Origin of the sequence: Haloarcula montana, assembly GCF_035666295.1 — an archaeon.
GTDB classification, from domain to species: Archaea; Halobacteriota; Halobacteria; order Halobacteriales; family Haloarculaceae; genus Haloarcula; species Haloarcula montana.
On record NZ_CP142027.1, the window covers coordinates 2,094,752 to 2,118,036 of the forward strand.

General features: G+C 64.0%; 24 protein-coding genes and 1 tRNA gene. 7 read left to right on the top strand and 18 right to left on the bottom strand.

All coding sequences use genetic code 11. The features are described from left to right. Positions 1-22: 22 nt before the first annotated feature. The 4 genes from gltB to VJ109_RS11010 form a co-directional block, all read right to left on the bottom strand. Complete coding sequence (gltB, locus tag VJ109_RS10995; protein ID WP_324756713.1) at positions 23-4,570, bottom strand: glutamate synthase large subunit; 4,548 nt, start codon at positions 4,568-4,570, stop codon at positions 23-25. A gap of 147 nt (positions 4,571-4,717) precedes the next feature. After that, a complete protein-coding gene (locus VJ109_RS11000; RefSeq protein WP_324756714.1) occupies positions 4,718-5,134 on the bottom strand; it encodes a CBS domain-containing protein in 417 nt (138 codons plus the stop codon). 251 nt (positions 5,135-5,385) lie between these two features. Further along, on the bottom strand, positions 5,386-5,733 hold the full coding sequence (locus VJ109_RS11005) for a DUF2306 domain-containing protein (RefSeq protein ID WP_324756715.1): 348 nt from the start codon (positions 5,731-5,733) through the stop codon (positions 5,386-5,388). A gap of 117 nt (positions 5,734-5,850) precedes the next feature. Then, entirely contained in the window at positions 5,851-6,438 is a 588-nt protein-coding gene (locus VJ109_RS11010) for a TetR/AcrR family transcriptional regulator (RefSeq protein ID WP_324756716.1), read from the bottom strand. Positions 6,439-6,753: 315 nt separating this feature from the next. Here VJ109_RS11010 and VJ109_RS11015 point away from each other — a divergent pair, with 315 nt between their 5' ends. Continuing rightward, positions 6,754-7,641 (top strand): hypothetical protein, encoded by an 888-nt coding sequence (locus VJ109_RS11015; RefSeq protein WP_324756717.1) that lies wholly within the window; start codon positions 6,754-6,756, stop codon positions 7,639-7,641. Between the two features lie 222 nt (positions 7,642-7,863). On the opposite strand, the gene proS is transcribed toward VJ109_RS11015, so the two are convergent. The 3 genes from proS to VJ109_RS11030 all read right to left on the bottom strand — a co-directional run bounded on the left by proS (position 7,864) and on the right by VJ109_RS11030 (position 10,694). Beyond that, entirely contained in the window at positions 7,864-9,318 is a 1,455-nt protein-coding gene (gene proS, locus VJ109_RS11020; protein WP_324756718.1) for a proline--tRNA ligase, read from the bottom strand. A gap of 131 nt (positions 9,319-9,449) precedes the next feature. Then, on the bottom strand, positions 9,450-10,172 hold the full coding sequence (locus tag VJ109_RS11025) for an ATP-grasp domain-containing protein (RefSeq protein ID WP_324756719.1): 723 nt from the start codon (positions 10,170-10,172) through the stop codon (positions 9,450-9,452). 39 nt (positions 10,173-10,211) lie between these two features. After that, the gene (locus VJ109_RS11030) at positions 10,212-10,694 is read right to left on the bottom strand and encodes a DUF7984 family protein (protein WP_324756721.1); all 483 of its coding nucleotides are present in this window, start codon (positions 10,692-10,694) and stop codon (positions 10,212-10,214) included. A gap of 82 nt (positions 10,695-10,776) precedes the next feature. On the opposite strand from VJ109_RS11030, the gene VJ109_RS11035 reads away from it, so the two are divergent. After that, entirely contained in the window at positions 10,777-11,199 is a 423-nt protein-coding gene (locus VJ109_RS11035; protein WP_324756722.1) for a disulfide bond formation protein B, read from the top strand. 40 nt (positions 11,200-11,239) lie between these two features. Further along, complete coding sequence (locus VJ109_RS11040) at positions 11,240-12,274, top strand: aldo/keto reductase (RefSeq protein ID WP_324756723.1); 1,035 nt, start codon at positions 11,240-11,242, stop codon at positions 12,272-12,274. 19 nt (positions 12,275-12,293) lie between these two features. Here the strand turns inward: VJ109_RS11040 and VJ109_RS11045 are convergent, their stop codons facing one another. The 3 genes from VJ109_RS11045 to VJ109_RS11055 all read right to left on the bottom strand — a co-directional run bounded on the left by VJ109_RS11045 (position 12,294) and on the right by VJ109_RS11055 (position 13,781). After that, positions 12,294-13,100 carry an endonuclease III domain-containing protein gene (locus tag VJ109_RS11045; protein ID WP_324756724.1) on the bottom strand — a complete coding sequence of 269 codons (807 nt, stop codon included), beginning with the start codon at positions 13,098-13,100 and terminating at the stop codon, positions 12,294-12,296. A gap of 68 nt (positions 13,101-13,168) precedes the next feature. Further along, the gene (locus VJ109_RS11050) at positions 13,169-13,582 is read right to left on the bottom strand and encodes a DUF371 domain-containing protein (protein WP_324756725.1); all 414 of its coding nucleotides are present in this window, start codon (positions 13,580-13,582) and stop codon (positions 13,169-13,171) included. A 25-nt stretch (positions 13,583-13,607) separates the two neighbouring features. Then, positions 13,608-13,781: a hypothetical protein gene (locus tag VJ109_RS11055; RefSeq protein WP_324756726.1), complete on the bottom strand. Its 174-nt coding sequence runs from the start codon at positions 13,779-13,781 to the stop codon at positions 13,608-13,610. Between the two features lie 327 nt (positions 13,782-14,108). Between VJ109_RS11055 and VJ109_RS11060 the strand changes: the two genes are divergently transcribed. Together VJ109_RS11060 and VJ109_RS11065 are read left to right on the top strand one after the other, a co-directional pair. After that, the gene (locus VJ109_RS11060; protein WP_276222757.1) at positions 14,109-14,999 is read left to right on the top strand and encodes a coiled-coil protein; all 891 of its coding nucleotides are present in this window, start codon (positions 14,109-14,111) and stop codon (positions 14,997-14,999) included. A 37-nt stretch (positions 15,000-15,036) separates the two neighbouring features. Further along, positions 15,037-15,735: a LysE family translocator gene (locus VJ109_RS11065; RefSeq protein ID WP_324756728.1), complete on the top strand. Its 699-nt coding sequence runs from the start codon at positions 15,037-15,039 to the stop codon at positions 15,733-15,735. On the opposite strand, the gene VJ109_RS11070 is transcribed toward VJ109_RS11065, so the two are convergent. Then, positions 15,730-16,446, bottom strand: a complete 717-nt coding sequence (locus VJ109_RS11070) for an HD domain-containing protein (RefSeq protein WP_324756729.1) — start codon at positions 16,444-16,446, stop codon at positions 15,730-15,732. The two genes, VJ109_RS11065 and VJ109_RS11070, sit on opposite strands and share 6 nt — an antisense overlap. Positions 16,447-16,879: 433 nt before the next feature. Between VJ109_RS11070 and VJ109_RS11075 the strand changes: the two genes are divergently transcribed. Then, positions 16,880-17,608 carry a GNAT family N-acetyltransferase gene (locus VJ109_RS11075; protein WP_324756730.1) on the top strand — a complete coding sequence of 243 codons (729 nt, stop codon included), beginning with the start codon at positions 16,880-16,882 and terminating at the stop codon, positions 17,606-17,608. Here the strand turns inward: VJ109_RS11075 and VJ109_RS11080 are convergent. The 4 genes from VJ109_RS11080 to VJ109_RS11095 form a co-directional block, all read right to left on the bottom strand. Further along, positions 17,605-17,799: a hypothetical protein gene (locus VJ109_RS11080; protein WP_324756732.1), complete on the bottom strand. Its 195-nt coding sequence runs from the start codon at positions 17,797-17,799 to the stop codon at positions 17,605-17,607. The two genes, VJ109_RS11075 and VJ109_RS11080, sit on opposite strands and share 4 nt — an antisense overlap. A gap of 230 nt (positions 17,800-18,029) precedes the next feature. Further along, positions 18,030-18,133 (bottom strand) — tRNA-Gln (locus tag VJ109_RS11085). A 51-nt stretch (positions 18,134-18,184) separates the two neighbouring features. Beyond that, positions 18,185-18,619, bottom strand: a complete 435-nt coding sequence (locus tag VJ109_RS11090; protein ID WP_276222752.1) for a metal-dependent transcriptional regulator — start codon at positions 18,617-18,619, stop codon at positions 18,185-18,187. Further along, on the bottom strand, positions 18,616-19,098 hold the full coding sequence (locus tag VJ109_RS11095; protein ID WP_324756734.1) for a ferritin family protein: 483 nt from the start codon (positions 19,096-19,098) through the stop codon (positions 18,616-18,618). The genes VJ109_RS11090 and VJ109_RS11095 overlap by 4 nt, the downstream gene beginning before the upstream one ends. A 259-nt stretch (positions 19,099-19,357) precedes the next feature. Between VJ109_RS11095 and VJ109_RS11100 the strand changes: the two genes are divergently transcribed. Continuing rightward, on the top strand, positions 19,358-20,992 hold the full coding sequence (locus VJ109_RS11100; RefSeq protein WP_324756735.1) for an alpha-amylase family protein: 1,635 nt from the start codon (positions 19,358-19,360) through the stop codon (positions 20,990-20,992). A gap of 12 nt (positions 20,993-21,004) precedes the next feature. Here the strand turns inward: VJ109_RS11100 and VJ109_RS11105 are convergent, their stop codons facing one another. From VJ109_RS11105 to sufD, 3 genes are all read right to left on the bottom strand, one after another. Then, positions 21,005-21,511, bottom strand: coding sequence for a hypothetical protein (locus VJ109_RS11105; protein ID WP_324756737.1), 507 nt, complete (start codon positions 21,509-21,511; stop codon positions 21,005-21,007). 74 nt (positions 21,512-21,585) lie between these two features. Further along, on the bottom strand, positions 21,586-21,891 hold the full coding sequence (locus tag VJ109_RS11110; RefSeq protein ID WP_324756738.1) for a putative quinol monooxygenase: 306 nt from the start codon (positions 21,889-21,891) through the stop codon (positions 21,586-21,588). Between the two features lie 138 nt (positions 21,892-22,029). Then, positions 22,030-23,283: a Fe-S cluster assembly protein SufD gene (gene sufD, locus VJ109_RS11115; protein ID WP_324756740.1), complete on the bottom strand. Its 1,254-nt coding sequence runs from the start codon at positions 23,281-23,283 to the stop codon at positions 22,030-22,032. Between the last annotated feature and the right edge of the window lie 2 nt (positions 23,284-23,285).

A 23,285-nucleotide genomic window follows, 5' to 3' on the forward strand; every position in this document is an offset into this window, starting at 1 on the left:
CTGTTCGACGAACGCCAGTCGCTCAGTCGTCGGTCGAGGCCGCGAAGTCGGTCTCCGAGGCGTCGGCGGCCGCGGTGGCCGAGGCCGGCGGTTCGTTGCGCACGTCGTCGCGCTCGCGGTCGGCGATCACTTCGGCGTAGGCGTCGGGCATTACCTTGGTGAAGTTCTCGACGACCGTATCCCAGTCATCGAGCAGTTCCGCCGCCCGCTCGGAGTCGGTGTAGGCGGCGTGGTTCTCGACCAGTCGGGTGATCATCTGGCGATCCTTCCCCTCCAACTCGTCCATGATGGTTACCATGCCGGTGTTCGCCTGTTCGGCGAAGGTACCGTCGGGGTCGTAGACGTAGGCGACGCCGCCGGACATCCCGGCCGCGAAGTTCTTCCCCGTCTCGCCCAGGACGACGATGGCGCCACCGGTCATGTACTCACAGCCGTGGTCGCCGACGCCCTCGACGACGCCTTTGACCCCGGAGTTGCGGACGGCGAAGCGTTCGCCGGCCCGCCCGTTGACGTAGATCTCGCCCCGGGTCGCACCGTAGAGGGCGACGTTGCCGATGACGATGTTCTCGTCGGCCGCGTAGGTGGCTTCATCGGGCGTGTTGACGACGAGTTTCCCGCCCGAGAGCCCCTTCCCGACGTAGTCGTTTGCCGTCCCGGTCAGCTCCATGGTCACGCCCTTCGCGAGGAACGCGCCGAAGGACTGGCCGGCGGTCCCGTCCATGTCGACCCGGACGGTGTCGTCCGGCAGGCCCTGTTTGCCGTACTCCCGGGAGATGCGGTTCGAGAGGGTGGCACCGACGGCGCGGTCGACGTTGTCGATCCCGGTGTCGATGGCGACTGGTTCGCCGTTCTCGATGGCCGGTTCGGCGGCCTCGATCAGGTCCCAGTCCAGTTGCTCGTCGACGTCGTGGGTCTGCGCCTGTTGCTTGTAGCGACCGTCGTCGCCGGCGGGTTCGGCGATGACCGACGAGAGGTCCAGCTTCCGTGCTTTGGGCTGTTCGACGTCGTCGCGCATCTGGAGGACGCTCGCGCGCCCGATCATCTCGTCGACCGACTCGAAGCCCAGTTCGGCCATCAGTTCCCGGAGTTCCTGGGCGACGAAGGTCATGTAGTTGATGACGTGCTGTGGCTCGCCGGGGAACCGGTCGCGGAGCTTCTCGTTCTGGGTGGCGACGCCGACCGGACAGGTGTTCTCGTGGCACTGGCGGGCCATCACACAGCCCGAGGTGACCATCGAGGCGGTCCCGAAGGTGTACCCCTCGGCACCGAGCAAGGCGGCGACGGCGACATCGCGGCCGGTCTTCATCCCGCCGTCGGTGGTGATCTTGATCCGGGAGCGCAGCCCGGTCGCCCGGAGCATCTGGTTGGCCTCCGCGACGCCCAGTTCCCAGGGGAGCCCGGCGTTCTTGATGGAGGTCTTCGGCGAGGCGCCGGTCCCGCCGTCGTGGCCAGAGATGTGGACCACGTCGGCGTTGGCCTTCGCGACACCGGCCGCGATGGTACCGATGCCGTCTTCGGCGACCAGTTTGACGTTGATGTCGGCCTCCGGGTTGCTGGCTTTCAGGTCGTGGATGAGCTGTTTGAGGTCCTCGATCGAGTAGATGTCGTGCAGCGGCGGCGGCGAGATGAGCCCGACGCCCGGCGTCGCGTACCGGACGTGGGCGATCATCTCGTTGACCTTCATCCCGGGGAGGTGACCCCCTTCGCCGGGTTTCGAGCCCTGTGCCATCTTGATCTGGAGTTCCTCGGCCGAGGCGAGGTAATCGGAGGTCACGCCGAAGCGCCCGGAGGCGACCTGCTTGGTCGTACACTCCTTCTCGGTACCGAACCGTTCGGGGGGTTCGCCACCCTCGCCGGTGTTGGCGTTGGCCCCGATGCGGTTCATCGCGATAGCGTTGTTCTCGTGCATCTCCGGGGAGAGCGAACCAAGCGACATCGCCGCCGTCTCGAAGCGCGTGACGATGTCTTCGACGGGCTCGACGTCCTCGATCGGGACGGACTCACGATCCGAATCCAGTTCGAGTAGCCCACGCAGCGTCTGGAGCTGCTCGTTTTGCTCGTTGATGAGCCCGGCGAACTCCTTGTAGATATCGTAGTCGCCGGTGCGGACGGCTTGCTGGATCTTCCCGACTGTATCGGGGTTCCACTGGTGGTGGATGCCGTTGGAACGGAACTCGTACTCTCCCTGGCGGGGCATATCGGGTTCCTCCTCGCTCCAGGCCACGTCGTGGCGCTGGAGGAGATCCTCCTCGATGTCCTCGACGCCGATCCCTTCTGTCCGGCAGGTCGTCCCCTCGAAGTACTCCGCGATGAAATCCGAGGAGAGCCCGACGGCCTCGAAGATCTGGGCGCCCTGGTAGGACTCCACCGTCGAGATGCCCATCTTGGCCATCGTCTTCAGGAGGCCGTCCTCGACGGCGCCGACGTAGGCGTCGATCGCATTTTCGAGGTCCGCGCCGTCCGGGCCGGCAACCAGGTCTTCGATGGTCTGGTAGGCCAGGTAGGGGTTGACCGCGCCCGCGCCGTAGCCGATCAGCGTCGCGAAGTGGTGGACCGCACGCGGATCGCCGGACTCGACGACGAGGCCGACGTGGTTTCGCAGCCCGTTCCGGACGAGGTGGTGGTGGATGCCACCGACCGCCAGCAGCGACGGGATCGGGACCCGGTCGTCGCCGGCTGCTCGGTCCGAGAGGACCAGGATATCGTGGTCCTTGGCCGCCGAGTCGGCGGCCGCCCGGAGCTCCTCGACAGCGGTCTCTAAGTCGGTCCCGGGCTCGTAGGTCATGTCCAGGACCTTCGTCGACATCCCGTTCTCGTCGATCTCCTTGATCGCCTGTGTCTCCTCGTCGGTGAGGATCGGCGAGTCGACGACGAGCTGGCGGGCGTGTTCCTTGCTCTCGTCGAGCAGGTTGCGTTGGAAGCCCAGCCGCGACTCCATGGAGGTGACCAGTTCCTCCCGGATGTAGTCAAGCGGCGGGTTGGTCACCTGTGCGAACAGCTGTTTGAAGTAGGTAAACAGCGGGCGGTTGAACTGCGAGAGCACCGACAGCGGCGTGTCGTCGCCCATCGAGCCGACGGGGTCTTTCCCCTTCTCGGCCATCGGTTCGATGAGGTGATCGACCTCGTCGTAGGTGTAACCGTACATCGCCTGGTGGCTCCGCAGGCCGCCGACCGCATCCTGTGGCGTGTTGTCGTCGCGGTCGGCGATCTCCTCGATGTCGACCTGCTCCTGGTCGACCCACTCGCCGTACTTCTCGTCGGTGATATCGTCGAACACTTCGGCGTCCGGGATGACGCGGCCCTCCTCGGGGTCTGCGAGGAAACACTGGCCGGGCTGGAGGCGGCCGCGTTCGCTGATCTCGCCCGTGTCGTGGTCCAGCGCACCCGCTTCGGAGGACATCACGAGCGTGTTGTCCTTCAACACGTCGTACCGGCACGGACGGAGTCCGTTGCGGTCGAGTACGGCACCGATGCGGTCGCCGTCGGTCGCGGCGACGAGTGCGGGGCCGTCCCAGGGCTCGACCAGCGACGCGTGGTAGTCGTAGAAGTCACGCCGGTCGCCCGAGACGTTGTTCATCTCGCCGCGCCAGGCCTCCGGGATGAGCATCCGGAGCGCGTGGGGGAGATCACGCCCTCCCTGGAGGAGGAGTTCGAGCGCGTTGTCGACGCTTGCCGTGTCCGACTGCTCGGGGTCGTCGATGATCGGCTTGATCGTCTCCAGATCGCCCTCGAAGGTGTCGCTCGCGATGTCGGTCTCGCGGGCGCGCATCCAGTTGATGTTGCCCTGGATGGTGTTGAACTCGCCGTTGTGGATGATCCGGCGGTAGGGGTGTGCGAGGTGCCACGCACCTAGCGTGTTCGTCGAGAACCGGGCGTGGACCATCGCGAACGTCGATTCGAGCCGCTCGTCTGTGAGGTCCGGATAGTAGCTCGGAAGCTGTTCGGCGGTCAGCAGACCCTTGTAGACGACGACGTCGGTCGCCAGCGAGACGACGTAGAACCGTTCGTGGCCCGCTGGCTCCTCGGAGTCGACGGTGGTTTCCAGCGCGCGCCGGCCGACGTACAGCTGGTTGTCGAACTCGGTGCCGGTGGCCCCCGTCTCGGAGGTGACGAAACACTGGACGATCTCGGGTTCGGACTCCAGTGCCGTCTGGCCCAGCCCGTCGTTGTCCGTCGGGACCGATCGCCACTCGACGACCGACAGCCCCTCGGTGGCTAGCTCCGACTCGACGAGCGTTTTCAGCTCGGCCGCCTCCGACTCGTCGTCCGGCAGAAACAGCGTCCCGACGGCGTACTCGCCGGGTGCGGGGAGATCGGTGTCGACCTCGTCGGCGAAAAAGTCGTGTGGCGTCTGCAACATGATTCCGGCCCCGTCTCCGGTGTTCGTCTCGGCCCCTGTTGTCCCTCGATGTTCGAGGTTCTCCAGCAGATCTAGTCCGTCCGATACTACCCAGTGGTCGCTGCCGCCGTCGAGGTCCATCACTACCCCGACGCCGCAGTTCGACCGCGCGTCTGTGGGGTCTGCGAGCCCGGCCTCACTCGCAGACTCACCCGTAGGTCGCTCAACCATATGTGCATAGGTCTCTGGAAAACGAGCACAAGAGGGTGTCCCTCAAGGTATAAGTGTTCTTAAATCCCACATTAGGATATTTATATTATACACGAAAAATAAGGATAGTCACTCCGTCACGACCGATCGTCGCGTGGACGGAGACGATCAGTTCGCGACACGCGCGGGGGAGGGGTCCTCGATGCCGGAGAGGTAGGCAGTGAGATCGGTCGTTGTGATGATTCCCACGACGCCCTCGGTGTCGTCGACGACCGGAACGTGGTGGATCCCCTCCTCGATCATCAGGTCAGCGACCCGTTCGATGGATTCGTTTACCGACGTCGTGACGACATCGGTCGTCATGTGGTCGGCGACTGTGACCGCACTGGTCCGCCCGCCTTGCGCAGCGATGCGGACGAAGTCCGTCGAGGTGAGGATCCCTTCGATCCGGTTCTCGTCGTCGACGACGACGACGGAACTGATCCCTTCGTCTAACAGCTGTTCGGCAACCGATTCCGCGGACGCATCGGCAGCGACGGTCGTTACAGGTGAGGACATCAGTCGGCCGACAAAGATATCGTCCATGTCTGGCGATACCATGGGGCCGGGTTTAAAATTGTCGTCCATTACAGTTCGGAGACGGCGTTCGTCCGGCTGGGATAGCGTTGCTCGACCGGCCCGCTCAAATGTTGCTAAGTTGATCACTTCGCCGAAATCTGTCCGCCGTCTTCCGTTTGTATGACCCTGGTCTGACGCCACTTTATGTGGTACCAGCGGGGATTCCTCCCTGGGGGCATGGAGAAGGTCACACGCTCCCTACCCCACATTCTTCCGGGCTACTGGGACGCTGCTGGCCCGAACCGTCGTCTGTCCCTCCGGCCCAGATATACCAGTAGTGGCGTCCCGAGGACCGTCGGCCAGAGCCAGCGGACGACGGCCGAGAACGCGAAGTAGAAGCTGAAAACCGCGACCAACGAGAGGAACAGTCGGAACGAGGTCGGATCGAGGGCGTACAGCGCCAACGACGTTCCGGAGACGACTGCCATGGCGTAGACGTAGGCCATCCCGAACCGCCGGTGTCGACGGCCGCCCTTGGCAGTGACGAACGCGCCGAGCCCGCCGCCCAGCGCGACGAACCCGGCGACGACGTGGGTACCGAGCGTCAGGTCCTCTATCAGTGTCATTGGATAGCCGTTCCGAGCATCGTTTCGCCGGTTGTGTGCGCAGGGTAATAGTGCTGTTGAGTAAACACTCACTCACCTTCCGAATCACGAAGCTGTACTGCTCTCCGCCGTCTCGGTTCACGTGTTCGCCACGAGACCGTCGACGTAGGCTTCCCATCCCGCCCGGAGGTCCGCGCCGACGTCCATCCCCAATGCGACGTGGAACCCCGTCGATCCGTCGGCCGCGGCCAGGAGGAACGCCGCGGTCGCTTCGGGGTCGACCGGGCGGAACGTTCCCTGTTCGATACCGTCGGCGACGATCTCCGTCAGCGTCTCCAGCGTTGCCGACTCCAGTGTCTGCAGTGGCCCCCGTAGCGTCTCGTTGTGAGGCGCGTGCGAGAGCAGTTCCATCACCGCGACGTGGACGCCTGCGCCTTCCTCGCCCGGTGAGCGAAAGAGGGACTCACAGGCCGCTCGAAGTCGGGTCTCCGGGTCGTCGGTATCGATGTCGGCCAGTTCCTCGCCCAACTGGCCCGCGGCGAACTCCAGAAACGCCGCGATCATCTCGTCTTTCGAATCGAAGTGATAGTACAGTCCGGCCTCGCTCTTTGGATACGCCGCGGCGATCTTCGCGGTCGTCAGCCGTGCGTAGCCGTGTTCGGCGAGCGCGGCCCGTACCGCCTGCGCGATTTCGGCCTCGGCATCGGCCGGTACTGAGTCGGTCATACGACTAGGTGAGTGTTCACTCCATACCACCTTTTTCATCGTCAGGTGTCCTCGCGACATGCTGTGCCGCTGTGAGGGGCGTGGCGGCATCTGTCGTGAGTCCCGTCGATCGGCTCGTTTTTCCCGCCGAATTCCGACGAGACGGGCACTGAACACCGGGGAAGCATCAACAATTGACCTCAGGATCCGGCCGTTGCGAGCAGTTGCAGGCCGGTAGATGGCCACTCAATTCGTGATTGTCCCTCGCTTCGAGACGCTCAAAGGGCTGTTTGAGCCAGCCCAAAGACTCTCTTTCGTCCCCGTATACCGCTCGATATGGTTCGACGGAACGTCTTCGTGGTGGGCGGTTTTGTCGTCCTCGTCTTGTTAGCGGGGTGTTCGGCCGCAGGCTCACTCGATATGGAAGCGGCGACCGACGACGGAATCGCCCAGGAAGCGAGTCGCACAGTGCCCGAGACGGCTGACGAACCAGTGGAAAACGGAGCGGTGGTTCGTGCTGCGATCGAAAACGGCTCAGCGACAGCCCGAAGCCAGGAGCCGCTGGTTGCCCCGGGGTTACCATTCAGGAGCGAGGGGCGATACTACAACGTTTCGTCGTCAGTTATCGACCGACAGCCGGGGACGTTCTACAGACTCGGCATCGACTACAACGGGACTGCCCAAGACAACGCGACTGTCGGTTACGAGAATCTATCGGCCCGTGACCGAACGGTACTCAGCCAGGTGTTGCCTCCGGTGACCGTCGCGACAAAGCCGGGTCCCGACTACTATTTCGATGGAACGTACACTGCGACCGAACGGACTCAATCCACCCTGCTGGCTGCCGATACCGAGGCGGTTCGGTATGAGGGTGAAACGTATCCCATTGTCGTCACGGAGACTGATTCGATCACCCTCCCGACCCGTGAGTACACTGCAACTGTCGTCGCCAATGACACCGGGGCGTACGCCCAGCAGCTCCGGTCCGAATACGTCTTCACGCTCTCCGGGCTCTCAGACGCCGAGCGTTCGGTCGTCACGGAAGCTATCAACGACAGCTACTACGCGAACACCGATCGGGACGAGGCGTTTACAGCGGTGTTGGAGCGGTTCCGACAACAGGACGCGATTACGCAAAACGAGTACCGGGGAGTATGGCTCGTTCGCTACGACCGGGAGGTCTACGTTGCCGAGCTTTCGTACGAGGGATTCGATATGGAATAGCCCGGAAAACCGGTGGTAGATGACACCCTCAGCTCTGTTACTCCCTCTTCTGTCTCTCGCAGGCCGATTCTCTCAGTTCTCGCGCGGTTCAACAGAGCCGAAAAGGCACGGCGCGCCGCAGGCACCAGAGCGAAGGCTTTGACTCTCCCGTCGCCGTGTCCCCCCGTGGTTCTGCGGGAGTGAGGGAAGCGATCGGGGACCCGCTGTCTCGAAAACGTGTGGTCAGTAGGACTTCGCGAAGTACGCCGTCTCTTCGCTCGGTTCACCACAGATCGCACACTCGTCGTGGATCGGCTCCTCGTCCCGGTCGAGGGGGACCATCACGATCTCGGCGGCGATGGCGTCCTTGATCGGCTCCTCACAGGCCTCGTCACCACACCAGCCGGCCTTGACGTAGCCGCCGTGCTGGCCGATGGTCCCGAGGATCTCTTCGCGGGATTCGGCCTCGCGGATCTCGCCGTCAAGCGTCTCTTCGGCGTTTGCGTACAGTTTCGCGTGGACCGTATCCAGATGGTCCTGGGTGGTCTCGGCGATCCCCTCGCGGTCGACGGTCTCTTGGTCACTGTCGGGGCGGTGGACCAGCGTCGCCTCCTCGTCGTCGACCTCGTGGGGGCCGACCTCGACTCGCAGCGGGACGCCGTTGAGTTCGTGTTCGTTGTACTTGAAGCCGGGATTGCGGTGTTCGCGGTCGTCGAGGTCGACGCGGACGCCGCTTTCCTCCAGTTCAGCGGCCAGGTCGGCGGCGTACTCGATCACGTCGTCTTTGGTGTCTTCCTGCCAGATGGGGACGACGACGACCTGCGTGGGAGCGACGGCGGGCGGGAGCACGAGCCCCTGGTCGTCGGAGTGGGTCATGATGAGCGCGCCCATCGCGCGCCAGGAGATGCCCCACGAGGTCGTGTGTGCGACGTTGTCCTCCTCGTCCTCGTCGGCGTAGGTGATGTCGAACGCCTCCGCGAAGGAGGTCCCCAGATAGTGTGAGGTCGCGGCCTGGACCGACTTGCCGTCGGGCATCAGCGTCTCGATGGTCGTGGTCGTGTGGGCGCCGGGGAACTTGTCGTGTTCGGGCTTGCGACCCTTCAGCGGCGGCATCGCCATCACGTCCTCGTAGAGGCGCGCGTACTGATCCAGCCGGGTCATCGTCTCCTCCCAGGCGCCGTCCTCCTCGGCGTGGGCGGTGTGGCCCTCCTGCCAGAGGAACTCCTTCGTGCGGAAGAACGGTTTCGTCTCGGTGGCCTCCCACCGGACGACCGAACACCACTGGTTGAGCCGCATCGGGAGGTCCCGGTGCGAGCGCGTCCACTGGGCCATGAAGGGCGCGATGATGGACTCGCTGGTCGGGCGCACGGCCAACCGTTCTTCGAGTTCGTCGTGGCCGCCGTGGGTCACCCAGGCCACTTCGGGATCGAACCCCTCGACGACGTCTTTCTCCTTCTCCAGGTAGCTCTCGGGGATGAGAAGGGGGAAGTAGGCGTTGTCGACGCCGGTGTCCTTGAACCAGCCGTCGAGGTGGTCCTGGATGTGCTCCCAGATCGCGTACCCGCGGGGTCGTGTGACGATGAACCCGCCCATCGGCGCGTAGTCCGCCAGGCCGGCCTTCTGTACAACTTCGGCGTACCACTCGCCGGTCGCGTGCTCCTTGGACTCGGTGATGCCGAGTTCCTGCTCGCCGCTCATACTCCTACTCTGACACGGGGGGGATAAACCCACTACGCTTCCCGCCGGCCAGCCACACTGACAGACCCTGCTCGCGGAAGCGCCGGTGACAACCACGACCGGCGGGAGCCGTCGGGAACTCGCTGGCCTACTCAGGCCCCGATCGTCGTCAGCGAGGCGACCGAATCGGCGATCCGACGTTCCATCCCGGTCCCGGTGAAGCTCGGCGCAGGATCGGCGTCGACGGCGTAGAAGCCGTCCTCGCCGCGGACGAAATCGACGCCCAGTGCACGGGCCTCGAACCGGTCGAGCAGTTCGCGGACCTGTGCCGCGAGCGTGATATCGACGTCGCCCTCGCTGACGAGGTCCGTCTGTCCGGTCAGCTTCGACCGGGCGGTCAGCACGCGGACGTGGGTCTCGCGGCCGTCGTCGACGGCGTAGTACTTGTAGTCGATCGGGTCTATCCGGACACGCTCCTGATAGAAGTCCCCCGACCCACCGAGTGTCGGCTGCCCGGTCCAACTGTACCGTTCCCTCGCAACGGAGTCGCCCGCCGGCTTTTCGAAGGTGATCTCGGGAATCCGACAGCCCACCGCCTCCAGGGCGTTGAACGCGACGAGCCGACAGGAGAGTGCGGTCGTCGGGACGAAGCCGTTCCACGTCGGGACGCCGACCCGGTCGGCGTAGTGGAGCGCGGCGAACGACTCGGGTCTGACCGTCTCGTTGACCAGCGCCGCCAGATCGCCGATCTCGGCGTGGGTGACCCGCTCCCCCGGATCGAAGAACACCACGTCGAACCCCCGCGCTGCGAGGCGCTCGGCGACCGGCCAGAACACCGGGTGGGTGCGCTCGCAGATGAACCCGATCGTATCCATATCGGGCGGTCGAAGGGGGGCGACAAAAAAGTTGGACGGTCACTCGACGGCGAACGGGCTCGCCCCCTCGCGCCAGGGCCACCCGGGGAGTCTGGTCTGTGTGCCCGCCGCCAGGGCCGCGTCGAGGTCGTCGACGCCGGCCCCGTCGGCCTCGTCCCCGTGGACGTGGACATCCGCGACGTGGAATGTCGCTTCGGACAGCAGTCTGAGCGGTTGCTCGCCGGCGATCATCGCGGCCAGTTCCCGGCCCAGCAGTTCGTCGACCACGAACCCCGGATAGTCGCCGTCGACGTCGAGCCTCCGGAGGAGTCGGACCAGCGTCGCGACGTTGACCGCACGGTCCCCGTCGGCGAACACCGCCTCGATACAGTCGTCGTAGGCCTCGACCGAGACCCGTGACACGTCGACTTCGAACTGATCTCCCAGCCGGGAGCGGGTCTCGTTGATCAGCGGGACTACCACCGGTGCGCGCTCGCGGACCCACTCGTACTCCTCCTGGACGATTTCCTGTGTGATGTGCATACCCCGATATCGGTGTCCGGTCCCTTCGCTGTGGCGCCGCGAGACCGGGAACGCTTTTGTCTCGTCCGGCGACAGCACCGGTATGTCCCGCGCCAGATCCGTCCGCTCCCCGCGGCCGCTGTTGGGTGCCGCGACGGTGGTCGCCGCCGTCGCCACGGCCGGCAGCCTCTTTCTCTCGCTCGGACTCGGCCTGACGCCCTGTCGGCTCTGCTGGTACCAGCGCATCCTCATGTATCCGCTGGTCGTCGTGGTCGGTGTCGCAGCCATCGAGGAGCGACCCGGTGTCGCTCGGACCGTCCTCCCGCTGTCGGTGTTCGGTCTGACTCTCGCCGCCTATCACTCCTGGCTCCAGGTGACACAGACGACGTGTTCGGTCGGTGTCGTCAGCTGTGCGACCGTCCAGTATCGGCTGTTCGGGCTACTGACGATCCCCAACCTCTCACTGCTGGCGTTCCTGTTGGTCACCGGGATCGTCGCCGTCGCCTGGTGGCGGACCCGCCGGTGAGGGCACAACGGTTTTGCGTCGACCGGGCGTCGGTCCGCGCATGGAGTACACACGACTCGGTTCGACGGGGACGACAGTCTCGAACCTCTGTTTCGGTACCTGGCGGTTCGGACGCGAGACCGGCGGTGTCGTCGAGACAGACCGCGAGCAGGCCCACGAACTGCTGGACGCGGCCTGGGAGCGGGGGATCAACTTCATCGACACGGCGAACGTCTACGGCACACCCAACGGCCGTAGCGAGGAGTACATCGGGGAGTGGCTCGACGAGTACGACCGATCGGACTTCGTCATCGCCTCGAAGGTGTACTTCCCGTTCGACGGCTGGGGCGAACCCGGACCGAACGACTCCGGGCTGGGCCGGAAACACATCCGCGAACAGGTCGAAGGGACCCTGGACCGCCTCGGCACTGACTATCTGGACCTCTACTACATCCACCGCTGGGACGAGGACAGCGACATCGAGGAGACGCTGCGGACGCTCAACGACCTCGTCCGCGAGGGGAAAGTCCACTACCTGGGTGCTTCGACGATGGCCGCCTGGCAACTGACCAAGGCCCTCTGGAAGTCCGACGTCGAGGGCCTCGAACGGTTCGAAGTCACCCAGCCGCTGTTCCACGCCGGCTACCGGGACGACGTGAAAGAGTACCTCGACGTCTGTGCCGACCAGGAGATGGCGGTCTGTCCGTACTCGCCGCTCGCTGGTGGCTTCCTCACTGGGAAGTACGAACGCGCCGACCCCGACGACCCGACGAAGTTCGAGGGACCCGAAGGTGCGCGCGGTGACATCTACGACTCCTTCGAGGACTACTACCTCTCCGAGCGTGGCTGGCACGTCTTGGAGGAACTCCGCGCGGTCGCGGACGAACTCGACGCCACGCCGGCACAGGTCGCGCTCCGGTGGCTCATCGAACAGCCCGATTTCACCTGCGTCCCCATCGTCGGCGCGCGCACGGTCGACCAACTCGACGAGAACGTCGGCGCGGTCGATATCTCGCTTTCGGACGACCAGTTCAACCGGATCGTCTCGGCCCGCTACGCCGGCGACGGTCGCCGCTGGGGTCACCGAACGTCGTAACCGCCGCTGTACCGCCCGCTCAGTCGCTCGCCTCGGCCGGGTCGACGACCTCGCCGCTGGCCGGATAGACGCCGACCTGATCGCAGTGGTCGGCCAGCGGACACGCGTCGGGATCGTCGAGACAGGCGGGTTTCCGTGCGCTGCAGTACTCTCTACCGAACTGAATCATCGCGGTGTGGCCGAAGCCACATTTCTCGGCTGGGACGGCCGCTTCGAGGTGCTCGCGGACTTCCTCGTGGTCGGCGTCGGTCGGTGCCAGTCCCATCCGGCGGGTGATCCGGTGGACGTGGGTGTCGACGGGGAAGACGCCGCCGCGGCCGCCGGCGAACAGCAACACGCAGTCGGCCGTCTTCGGCCCGACCCCGTTGAACGCGAGCAGTCGATCCCTGACCTCGCGTGGCTCGCCGTCTTTCACGAACGTGTCGAACCCCGCCTCGCCGCCGTACTCCTCGCGAACCCGCTCGGCGATGGCGATGATCCGTTCCGACTTCTGGTTGTACAGCCCGGCCGCCGAGATCGTCTCGGCCAGCTCCTGCTGGTCCGCGTCAGCCAGCGCCGCCACGAGGTCGCCGTCCTCGTCGTACCGGTCGGCGAGCGCGTCGTGGGCCGGCTGGCTCGCCTTGTCGCTGGTGTTCTGACTGAGGATCGTCCGGACGAGACACTCGAAGCCGTCCCGACCGCCGTAGCTCTTCTGCCAGTACAGCCCACCGAGCGCGTCGACGACCGCCTCGGCACGGGTGCCGGCGGTGTCGGGGTCGAAGGCGTGTTCCTCGCCGCCGCCCGTTTCCCCGCCGCTGATGTTGCGCTCCGGTTCGGGATCTCCCATATCCGACGCTTGGACCCGACGATCAAAAACACCGGCTTCGGCGATCTCCGCCGCATCCTCCGTTCCGCTCAGTCGACACGCAACGTCAGCGTGAGATCGGCACCGGCTGAGAGCGCGTCCACGAGAGCCCGGTCGACGTCGCCGGCCGCGGCGTCCGCGCCGACCATCACGGTCCGGTCGTCGACGTAGTCGCTGGTCCGGAGGACGTGGCTCCGATCGCTCTCGAAGGTGAGATCGGGGTGGCCCGTGCCCGTAATGGTGATCTCGTGGCCGTCGACCTCGATCGTCGCAGTGATCGTCGCTCCGGCGTCCTGGCAGGCGTCGACGAACTCGTCGTCGAACGCTTCTGGGACGCGGTCGGCCTCGACGCCCAGGATACAGTCCCCGGCGGGTGTGAGAAAGTCGTCGCTCGTCACTTCGAGGGTACTGGCGTGCTCGCCGCTGACGTTGTCGTGCCCGTGGGCGTGGACGACTTCTTCCATACGCTCGCTGGAGCGGCGACGCACTTCAGCGCGCGGACTCGGAGCGGAGAACGGTCACTGTCACCGCTCCACACGAGCACTCGTAGGCGGCCCGGCAGCCACCCTCGGTCTCGAAGACAAGCGCCGGTTCGTCTAACCGTCGGCTACACGTCTCGTCCTCACAGGTCGGCGTTCGGAGGTCGTCGAGTTCGTCCAGCATATCCCGGAGTAGGGTGGCCACCGATGTCAATGCGAGCCATCCCCGGAGTGAAAGTGAAAGTGGATCTACTGAGGTTTATATATTGTTCCGCACCTGTGTCAATCGTTCACTCGGCCGTTCTCGGGTGTGTGAGGCGAAACCACGGTATCGGTTCCACCGGAATATTTAAACAACTCCCCCTGGTATGTTCAGTTACCAGAACGCTTCCGCGTTCAGGCAGTATCGCTTTCCGCCCAACATGAGAGGGAACCCTTGTTATTGGCGTCAGCCCCTCACTAGCGGATCGACTGGCTATCCGGAAGCGGTGATGGCATAGAGGTTTCAACAATGGCAGACTCGATAGACGAATCGAAAAACGTCACAGTAACTGAAGAGGATCTCGAAAACAAATCGAAAGGCGAGCTCATCAAACTCGCCGGCCAGCTCCGCGACCGACGCAACGAGCTGAACCAGATGGCCTCCGAGCGGGCCTCCAGCCGCGACGACCTGAACGCGAAGACGCGCGAGAAGGTCGACGAGGCTCAGGAGCACCGCGAGAACCGCGACGAGCTCAACGAGCAGGTCCAAGAGCACAAGGACAAGCGCAACGAGCTCAACGCGAAGGCCAACGAGCTGTTCGACAAGGTCGACAGTCTCAAGAACGATCTGGAACTCGACGAGGGCAAGTCGGTCGACGAGCTCAAAGACGAGATCGAAGATCTCGAATTCAAGCAACAGACCGAGGTGCTCTCCTCCGAGGACGAGAAAGAGCTGATCGAGAAGATCGAGGAGAAACGCGAGAAGCTCCAGGAGAAAACGGAGAAACTCGATCAGACCGACGATCTCGAAGAGCTCAAGGAAGAGGCCGAAGAGGTCCGCTCGGAAGCGTCGAAGCACCACCAGAAGGTCACGGAACTGGCCGACGAGGCCCAGAAACACCACAACGAGATGATCGAGGCCTACCGCGAGGCCGACGAGATCCGTGACGAGGCCGACGAGAAACACGAGGAGTTCGTCGAAGCCCAGGAAGCGGCCGACCAACACCACGAGGACTTCGTCCGCGTCCAGAAGCGCCTGCGCGAACTGGACAAGAAAGAGGAAAAGCAGGAGCGCTCCGCCCGCGAGGAAAAGCAGGAGGCCGCCAAGGAGGAGGCCGAGGAGATCTACCAGAAGTTCAAGGAAGGCGAAACCCTCGACACCGAGGACCTGATGAAGCTGCAGAAGGCCGGCAAGCTGTAATCTGCGACCGATTTTCTCTCGATTTTCCGGACTATAGATGCATCTCTGGACCGTCCCGGCACTCTCTCTCGTCACGCTCGTTCCGACAGCTATCGGTGGTGTCCTCTTCGGTCTCGCGCTGGCGGCCCCGCCCGGACCGATGAACGCCGTGATCGCCGAAGAGAGCGCGGTCCGTGGATGGCGTGCCGGGTTCACCGCCGGTCTCGGTGCGATGACGGCCGACGCGTGTTTCTTCGTCCTGGCCGTGCTGGGTGCTGCAACCGTCGTGACGAACACGCCGGGACTCCGTCGTGTGATGATCGCCGGCGGCGGGCTCCTGATGCTCTGGTTCGCCTACGGTGCTGTCCGGGAGGCGAACGCACTCTCGACCGCCGAGAGCGACGTCGACGAGGAGAGCCAGGGGTTCCGGAAGGCGCTGGTCCTGGCGTTGACCAACCCCTACCAGGTCGCGTTCTGGCTCACCGTCGGCATCGGATTGCTAGAGACGGGGAGCGTCGATGTCCTCTCGTATCTCCCGGTCGTCGGAGCGGACCTGGTTGGACTGTTGGTGGTCCAGACGGGTCATCCGGTGTTGCTCGCGGGGTTTTTCGGCGGGATCGTCGTCTGGATAACGGGGTTCCCGGCGGCGATCGTCGCCGCTCGGCGACGCGTCGAACGGCTCGCTCCGATCGTCGCGTGGGCCAGCGCGCTCGTGCTCGCGTCGTCCGGGATTCTGTTCCTGTTCGAAGCGTTATGAGTCGCCCATTCCGGTCGCCACGTCGTCGATGGGGTCGTCGGCGGCCATCTCCGAGACCTCCATTTCGAGCCACTCTTGGAACCAGCGGGTCCGTTTGAGTCGCTTGTGCGCGATCGATTCGGCGGTGTCACTTTCGACACGCTCGCGTGCGTCGTAGCCTCGCTCGATCACGCGGTCGACCATCTCGGCTGCGTCCATGTGTGTCCGGGACTCGTAGCCCATCCGTAACAGCATGAGTGCCGTTCCGTTGGCACCGACCTTATCGAGGACATCGGCCTCGATGAGACACTGGGTCTCCAACGGGAGATCGGCCAGATCACCCTGATACGAATGGTCAGCGATGGCCGAACACACCTCTTCGACGAAAGACTCGGGGTAATCCCCGTGTGCACGGAGGTATTCACGAGCGATACGTGCCCCCGCTTCGGCGTGAACGTCTTGGTCTGCTTCCAGTTTCGCGATGTCGTGAAACAGGGCAGCGACGCGTGTCACGTCGACGTTTGCACCCTCTTTACGGGCGATTTTCGTCGACAGATCGACGACGTTGAGGATGTGATTGAACCGGTACTCCGCCGAGTGCCAGGGGTACCATCGCATCCGGCCGCCCTCGTCCTCGTTCTCGACACTGGCAGCCAGGTAGTCGTGGACGAACACCCGCATCGCTTCGAACTCCTCGTCCGAGACTGGTGACTCCCTAATTTCGACGCCCACAAAACCACCTCCGCCGACAGATTCTCGTATTCATCTTATAACTAGAAAGGCACGTTCGACTCTTTAGCGTTACGACAGACTCTTGGCTTCCGGCGACAGAGGGTGCTGCCGGTCAATACAGTGGTAACGGGACAGAACAGCCTGGGTACCGAAACGCACGATGGTTGAGCGAGCAGTGGTACCCAGCTCGACGAGTCGGACGGACAGGCGGTACAGAACAACCTCTGGCTCGGTAACGGATCGGCGGAAACTGTGTCGCTATCTGTTCACCTCCATCGCTGATTAGTCCATTTCTGTGCAGATATATAAGACTTTTCCGGACGTAAATTGGATTGTATAATGAATTTGTTGACGTACTAGTGTACGGACACTCGTCACAGACCCCCGGCTGGTGGGCTGTACGTTTATGTCAATTCGTGCCGACGGCTGACATATGGATATCCGAACAGCGGAACCCGCGGACGGGCCGGCAATCAGGGATGTCGCACGGCGCTCGCTCCAGGCGTCCTATTCGCTAGGGCCACAGGCGATCAACAGCGCCATCGAGGAGTGGTATGACGAACAGCGGCTCGCCGAGACGTTGGCTGACGAGGGCCGTCTCCTGCTTGTCGTCGAACGAGACGAACAGGTCGTGAGCTTTTCCGAGAGCGTCCTCTCGGCTGAGGACACCGGCACGCTCCTGTGGATTCACGTTGACCCAGCACACCGTGGCGAAGGACTCGCTTCGACGTTGTTCGATGCCACCCGGACCCACTTAGAAGACCGTGGCGCCGCCCACCTCCGCGGCCGTGTCCTCGAGGACAACGTCGAGGGCAATACGTTCTACACGGAGCGTGGGTTCGCACACGTCGGCACCGAGCAGGTCGAGATCGACGGCCGAACGTACGTCGAGAACATTTACTCCGAGGCCGAACAGCAGGGCCGTGAACCGATCGACGACGAGAGTAACGGGACTGTCTACGTGGACCACGACGCCCACGAACGTGGTTCGATCGCTCCCTTCCACGTGGTCTTTACCGACGAGGAGGACGACGACAAATACGGCTACTTCTGTAGCAACTGCAAGACACTTGCCAACGCGATGGACTCGATGGGACGCATCGAATGTGATAACTGCGGCAACGTCCGGCGGCCGCTTCGGTGGGACGCAGCGTACCTCTAGTCGCTGGTATCGTTGAGTCCCGGTGACTGTCCCGAACTGTTCCGGCGTGCTGGTTTGAGCACTAACCAGTAATACAGGCCAAACAGCACCAGCGCGACACCGACACCGATGAGGATATCCCCGGCGAGGAGTCCGGTCGTGAGATGCGCCGGCACTAGCCCACCGTCGATTACTGTCTGTAGCTGTGGCATAGCTGACCATTTCTTCGGACCGAACAAAAACCCGACTTTCGTTCCCAAACGGTGAAAACTGCATTCGACGACGCGAGACGCCGACAACGGCGAGATCGACCGGGTGATGGCTCCGTGGTCACCGGTGTGAACCAACGGGCGTTGGACCGGAACACGACCCGTTTGACACCTCCGAGAGGGTTCGGATCCGCCGACGATGCTTTCGGCTCGCGGGACTGCTCGCCGCAAAATAGTCCCGGGCGGATTCGAACCGCCGTCAAGGGCTGTCCTCGACGCCCGGTCGAAACCGAACGTCTCCAAAGGCCCTTATGATTGGCCACTACACCACGGGACTTCGCTGCTTGACAAGCGAAACAATCCCCGGAACGCACTTGAACGCTTCGAGTCAGTCGCTGATGACCTCGGCTTCCGTCTCCAGCAGTCCACAGACGTCCTCCTCCGCGCTGAAACAGTCGGGACACTGCGGTTCCCGATCGATGATCGTATCGAGGCGTTCGGCGACCGTCTCGTCGATGACTCCCTCCAGTTGCTTTGCCTCGGTCCTGAACTCCTCGACTTCGAGCACCTCGACGAGGAACCGTTCGATGATACAGTAGTTCTGGAGCGCGTCCCGGGCCTGTTTGATACCTTTGTCGGTAAGGTCGACTCCCTTGTACTTCTCGTGCTCTAGGAGGCCCCGATCTTCGAGTTTCCCGATCATCTCGTTTGCGCTGGCGGGACTCACGTCGAGTAGGTCGGCGACGTCGCCGGTCGATGCTGGACCGTCGGACTGGTCCTGGACAAGATAGATCGCTTTCAGGTACTGAGCTTGGGTGTTCATCCGTGGTCCTCCATCAACTCTGTTACGTCTTCGACGCCCTCGGCCTCTTCTTCGCGGATCTCTTTGAGTACTGTCAACAGCCGCTCTCGGTCGATGCTAAACTCCACGTCGGAGGTCTCGATCGCCTCGATCAGATCGTCGTAGAACTTGTAGGCGGTCTCTTCGTTGCACAACTGGTCGTAGAGGATGCCGTCGAACTCCTCGTCGGTCTCGTACTGGGCCTCGACGAGCGTCTCGATGTCGTCGAACGGAACAGTGTCGGCGTTCAGTTCCTCGACGAGGCGTTCGAGGCGTTGGCGGTGGTCGGCCGACTCGGCGACGGCGTGGTCCAGCAACTCCGCGACCGCCGGATCGAGCGGTTCGTCGCTGGCCTGGGCGTGCTTGTGCGAGCGTGCCTCGACGACTTCTTCGAGGACCACGCCGATCTGGAGGAGCCGGGTGAGCTGGTGGTCGGAGGCGATCGGTGCCTGGAGGCTCACGGCGATCCCTCCGGCCAGTAGTCACGTGCCGAAACAGTCATGTTCGCCTCTCGGGTGGGCGTCGACTTAAGCCGTTCCCTGTCGGATTCGGTTTACGGGTTCGTGATTCGACTGTCACCGTCGAACAGGCCGATCGCTCGATGGATCTCGTGTGCTTGGTTGTGGGGACTCGGTAGCTGGATACCCCGAACCGATGGATTGCTCACACCGACCGAGTCGAAACGCTCACTATCCGGGCAACGGTGATGTAGGCCAAGAGATGACCGACCCAGGCTGGCACGAAGACGCCGTGATCTACACGCTCGACGTGAAGACGTTCAACGACAGCAACGGCGACGGCTGGGGCGACTTCCAGGGACTCATCGAGAAACTGGATTATATCGACGAACTGGGCGTCGATTGTCTGTGGCTGCGCCCGTTTTACCCCAGCCCGCTCCGTGACAACGGCTACGACGTGGCCGGGTACCGCGACGTCGACGACCGACTGGGGTCGCTGGCGGACTTCCGCGAGTTCGCCGAGAAGGCCCACGAGCGAGACATCAAGGTCCTGACCGACCTCGTCTTCAACCACACCTCCACGGATCACGAGTGGTTCCAGAAGGCCCGCGAGGACCCCGAATCGAAGTATCACGACTACTACCTCTGGACCAGCCACGTCGACGACGCCTACAACACCGTCAACATCTTCCCCGAGTACGAGGACGGCGTCTGGACCTACGACGATGTCGCCGGCAAACACTACTTCCACCAGTTCTACCATCATCAGCCCGACCTCAACGTCGCGAACCCGGCGGTCCGCGACGAGATGTACGATGTCCTGCGGTTCTGGCTCGATCAGGGGGCAGACGGCTTCCGGATCGACGCTGCCCACCCGATGCTCCAGGCGAAGGGGCACAACGGAACGACGGAAGGCGTCTGGATTTTCGAGGAGATGAAAGACGTCGTCCGGGCCGAGAAAGACCACGCCGTCCTGCTGGCCGAGGCCGACGACCAGCCCGACGAACTGGACTACTACTTCGCCGACGGCAACGCCTTCGACCTGATGTTCAACTTCGTCCTGAACGCCCACATGGTCTACGGGCTGGGGGTCAGAGACACCTGGCCGCTCCACCGGGCGGACGAGATCCTCCCCGATATTTCCCACGTGGGACAGTGGGCGAACTTCCTCCGTAACCACGACGAGTGGAACCTCCTGAAACTGCCACAGGAGGCGCTCGAACACGCCCGGGAGCACTTCGGTCCCGAGGACGGCTCCTCCTGGATCTTCGGCCGTGGGCACCGGCTCCGGCTGGCAGATCTGCTCGACGGTGACCACGACCGCATCGCGATGGCCCACAGCCTCCTGCTCTCGTATCCGGGCACGCCGGTGATCCTCTCCGGCGACGAGATCGGGATTGGTTCGGACCTCTGGCTCGAAGAGCGGGAGTCGGTCCGCACGCCGATGCAGTGGGACGACAGCGAGAACGGCGGCTTCTCGACGGCCGACCGCGAGGACTGTTACAACCCGCCGATGGTCGGCAACGAGTTCAGCTACGAGGAGATCAACGTCGCCGAGCAACAGGGCGACCCAGACTCGCTGCTCTCACAGGTCCAGCGCATCGTCGAGACGCGCCAGGAACACCCCGTGATCACCGACGGCGACTTCCACATCGCCGAGACGGGCCACAAGGACGTGATGGTCCACCGGGTCGACACCGACGACACGGCGTTCATCTTCGCACACAACTTCGCCGGCGACTACCGCGAGTCGGTCCTCCAGTGGGAGGTCCCCGACGCCGACACCACGAAGGAACTCGGTCCGGGCGGCTACCACGTCGAGGACGGCGGCGTCACGTTCCTGCTCGACCCCTACGACTACGTCTGGCTCCACGGCGACAAGTCCCACTGGGACTGATCCGCCGCGTCACTACTGCCCGTCGGTCCCCGCGGGCGGCCACTCTTCCCAGGGGATCTCCCGACCGGGATAGGCGACGCGCTCGAACGGCCACGCGGTCGCGATCCACTCCCTGCAGGCCGTCTCGATCTCGTCGGTGTGGCCGCGCTCGATCGCGGCGTCGGAAACCCAGTAGTATACCGCCGCGTCGTACTCGGTCACCGTCGTCGGCTGCACGTACAGACAGCCCAGTTCGACCGTTCCCTCGGTGTCGAACGCCCCGTAGGTGAACGCGTCCCGCCGCTGGTGTTCCTTGTAGTGCCAGCAGACGTCGACGCGGTTTTGCGTCTCCGAGAGCCCCGTCGGCCACTCGTCGTCCGGGCCGAACGTCCCGTGTAGCCGCTCGCCGCTCTCGGTCACCGCGTCGTAATCGAGAGTGGCATCGTCGGGCGTCAGCGGACGGAGCAGAAACTGCTCCCGTTCCAGTCGCTCGGGCACGGTCTCGGACGGCCCGAGCAGATCCGGCGTCTCGAAGGGCATACGTCTGGGGAGACGCGGCACGGATATCGTCGTTGTGGTCGGACGCAGTCTCCGGCGGTCCGGAAGCGTCTGTGTCAGGCGTGTTTCGCGGCGAGGACTTCGATCTCGTCGATCTCTGGCCCCTCGACGAACAGTTCGTCGGCCCGCTCCATCAGTTCGGCCGCGATCTCGCCGTCGAGGTGTGCCTGCCGACCGTCCTCGTCGGGGAACGTATCGAAGATGCCGAACGTCGTCTCGTCGAGTCGGAGCGCGAACCACGTCGTCGTCCCCGCCTCGGCCTCGGCCTGTGGGAGCGCGGAGTCGAGGAACTCGGCGACCGCCTCGGTCTTGTCAGGTTTCGCTTCGAACCGTGCCTGGAGCGCGTAGTTGGATTCGCTCATCGCGTCCGAGACGTGGGGCCGAACGTGGATAAGGGGGTACCCTAACGGACCGCAGAACGGCTCGGGACGGCCACTCGACTGCGGAGAGCGAACTGCTGGCACAACGACAGCGACAGAAAACCGCGATTGCGGGTCGGGTTACTGGGTGAGTCGCTGGACGATCAGGTCGTCCAGGTCGTCGCGGAGTTCGTCGACCGCGACCTCGTCGAGGACGGGGACGAAGAACCCTTCCACGAGCATGTTCTTCGCGCGCTCGGGGTCGACACCGCGGGAGGTCATGTAGAACATGTCCTCCTCGTCGACCTGCCCGACCGTCGCGGAGTGGGAGGCCTCGGTGTCGTGGTTGTTGATGATGAGTTTCGGCGAGGCGTCGGCCTCGGACTCGTCGCTCAGCATCAGTGTGTTCTCACGCTGGTAGGAGGAGGTGTCCCAGGCCTCGGTGCCCACGTCCTGGACGCCCTCGTAGACCGAGCGGGCCTGGTCGTCCAGCACGCCGCGGGTCACGAGGTCGGCGACGGTGTGTTCGGCCTCGTGCCAGACTCGGCTCGCGATGTCGAAGTGCTGGTCATCGTGGCCGAAGAAGGCACCGACGATCTGTGACTCGCTGGAGTCGCCCAGCAGTCGGGTCTCGACGTTGCTCTTGGTCAGCCGGGAGCCGATGTTGCCGTCGATCCAGTCGACGGTGCTGTAGGTCCCGGCGTGGCCGCGCTTGACCTGGTAGTTGTAGGTCTCCTCCGAGAGGTTCTGGAGCGTGCCGTACTGGACGTAGGCGTTCTCGCCCGTGACGGCCTCGACGACGCCGGAGTAGTACCGCTCGCTCGCGGTTTCACCGCTCACATCCGAGGCGCTTCGTGCCTCGCTTTCGACGTCCTCGCCGGTGGTCTGGCGCTCCAGAATCGTCACCGACGAGGAGTCCTCGGCGACGACGAGCGTGTAGTTGAACAGCGACCGGCTGTTCATCGTCGTCCGGATCTTCACGTCCTCGGCGTCGACGCCCTCGGGGACGTAGACGACGGTCCCGGCCGAGAACAGCGCCGTCGACAGCGCCGTGAGGTAGTCCCGGTGGGGATTGACGACGCTGCCGAAGTGGTCCTCGATCAGGTCGCCGTGTTCGTCGAGTGCCTCGGCCCACGAGAGGACGTCGACGCCTTCGGCGTCGACCCGGTCCTTGTCCTGTGCGTACTCCAGGGGGTCGACCAGCGTCTCGTAGTCTAAGGCGTCGAGGTTCGTCCACTTGCGGCCCGGTGTCTGGATGACGTCGGGCATCTCCAGGTCTTCGAGCGCCTCGAACGCCGCCAGCCGCGTCTCCAGCAGCCACTCGGGCTCGTCCAGATCGGCCGAGATCTGCTCGACTTGCTCCGCTGTCAGTGTCGCGTGTACCTGCGTGCTCATTG

Excerpts from the sequence above, each read along its gene's own strand:
- gltB (WP_324756713.1), bottom strand. The coding sequence starts at position 4,570 with ATGGTTGAGCGACCTACGGGTGAGTCTGCGAGTGAGGCCGGGCTCGCA.
- VJ109_RS11000 (WP_324756714.1), bottom strand. The coding sequence starts at position 5,134 with ATGGACGATATCTTTGTCGGCCGACTGATGTCCTCACCTGTAACGACC.
- VJ109_RS11005 (WP_324756715.1), bottom strand. The coding sequence starts at position 5,733 with ATGACACTGATAGAGGACCTGACGCTCGGTACCCACGTCGTCGCCGGG.
- VJ109_RS11010 (WP_324756716.1), bottom strand. The coding sequence starts at position 6,438 with ATGACCGACTCAGTACCGGCCGATGCCGAGGCCGAAATCGCGCAGGCG.
- VJ109_RS11015 (WP_324756717.1), top strand. The coding sequence starts at position 6,754 with ATGGTTCGACGGAACGTCTTCGTGGTGGGCGGTTTTGTCGTCCTCGTC.
- proS (WP_324756718.1), bottom strand. The coding sequence starts at position 9,318 with ATGAGCGGCGAGCAGGAACTCGGCATCACCGAGTCCAAGGAGCACGCG.
- VJ109_RS11025 (WP_324756719.1), bottom strand. The coding sequence starts at position 10,172 with ATGGATACGATCGGGTTCATCTGCGAGCGCACCCACCCGGTGTTCTGG.
- VJ109_RS11030 (WP_324756721.1), bottom strand. The coding sequence starts at position 10,694 with ATGCACATCACACAGGAAATCGTCCAGGAGGAGTACGAGTGGGTCCGC.
- VJ109_RS11035 (WP_324756722.1), top strand. The coding sequence starts at position 10,777 with ATGTCCCGCGCCAGATCCGTCCGCTCCCCGCGGCCGCTGTTGGGTGCC.
- VJ109_RS11040 (WP_324756723.1), top strand. The coding sequence starts at position 11,240 with ATGGAGTACACACGACTCGGTTCGACGGGGACGACAGTCTCGAACCTC.
- VJ109_RS11045 (WP_324756724.1), bottom strand. The coding sequence starts at position 13,100 with ATGGGAGATCCCGAACCGGAGCGCAACATCAGCGGCGGGGAAACGGGC.
- VJ109_RS11050 (WP_324756725.1), bottom strand. The coding sequence starts at position 13,582 with ATGGAAGAAGTCGTCCACGCCCACGGGCACGACAACGTCAGCGGCGAG.
- VJ109_RS11055 (WP_324756726.1), bottom strand. The coding sequence starts at position 13,781 with ATGCTGGACGAACTCGACGACCTCCGAACGCCGACCTGTGAGGACGAG.
- VJ109_RS11060 (WP_276222757.1), top strand. The coding sequence starts at position 14,109 with ATGGCAGACTCGATAGACGAATCGAAAAACGTCACAGTAACTGAAGAG.
- VJ109_RS11065 (WP_324756728.1), top strand. The coding sequence starts at position 15,037 with ATGCATCTCTGGACCGTCCCGGCACTCTCTCTCGTCACGCTCGTTCCG.
- VJ109_RS11075 (WP_324756730.1), top strand. The coding sequence starts at position 16,880 with ATGGATATCCGAACAGCGGAACCCGCGGACGGGCCGGCAATCAGGGAT.
- VJ109_RS11080 (WP_324756732.1), bottom strand. The coding sequence starts at position 17,799 with ATGCCACAGCTACAGACAGTAATCGACGGTGGGCTAGTGCCGGCGCAT.
- VJ109_RS11090 (WP_276222752.1), bottom strand. The coding sequence starts at position 18,619 with ATGAACACCCAAGCTCAGTACCTGAAAGCGATCTATCTTGTCCAGGAC.
- VJ109_RS11100 (WP_324756735.1), top strand. The coding sequence starts at position 19,358 with ATGACCGACCCAGGCTGGCACGAAGACGCCGTGATCTACACGCTCGAC.
- VJ109_RS11105 (WP_324756737.1), bottom strand. The coding sequence starts at position 21,511 with ATGCCCTTCGAGACGCCGGATCTGCTCGGGCCGTCCGAGACCGTGCCC.
- VJ109_RS11110 (WP_324756738.1), bottom strand. The coding sequence starts at position 21,891 with ATGAGCGAATCCAACTACGCGCTCCAGGCACGGTTCGAAGCGAAACCT.
- sufD (WP_324756740.1), bottom strand. The coding sequence starts at position 23,283 with ATGAGCACGCAGGTACACGCGACACTGACAGCGGAGCAAGTCGAGCAG.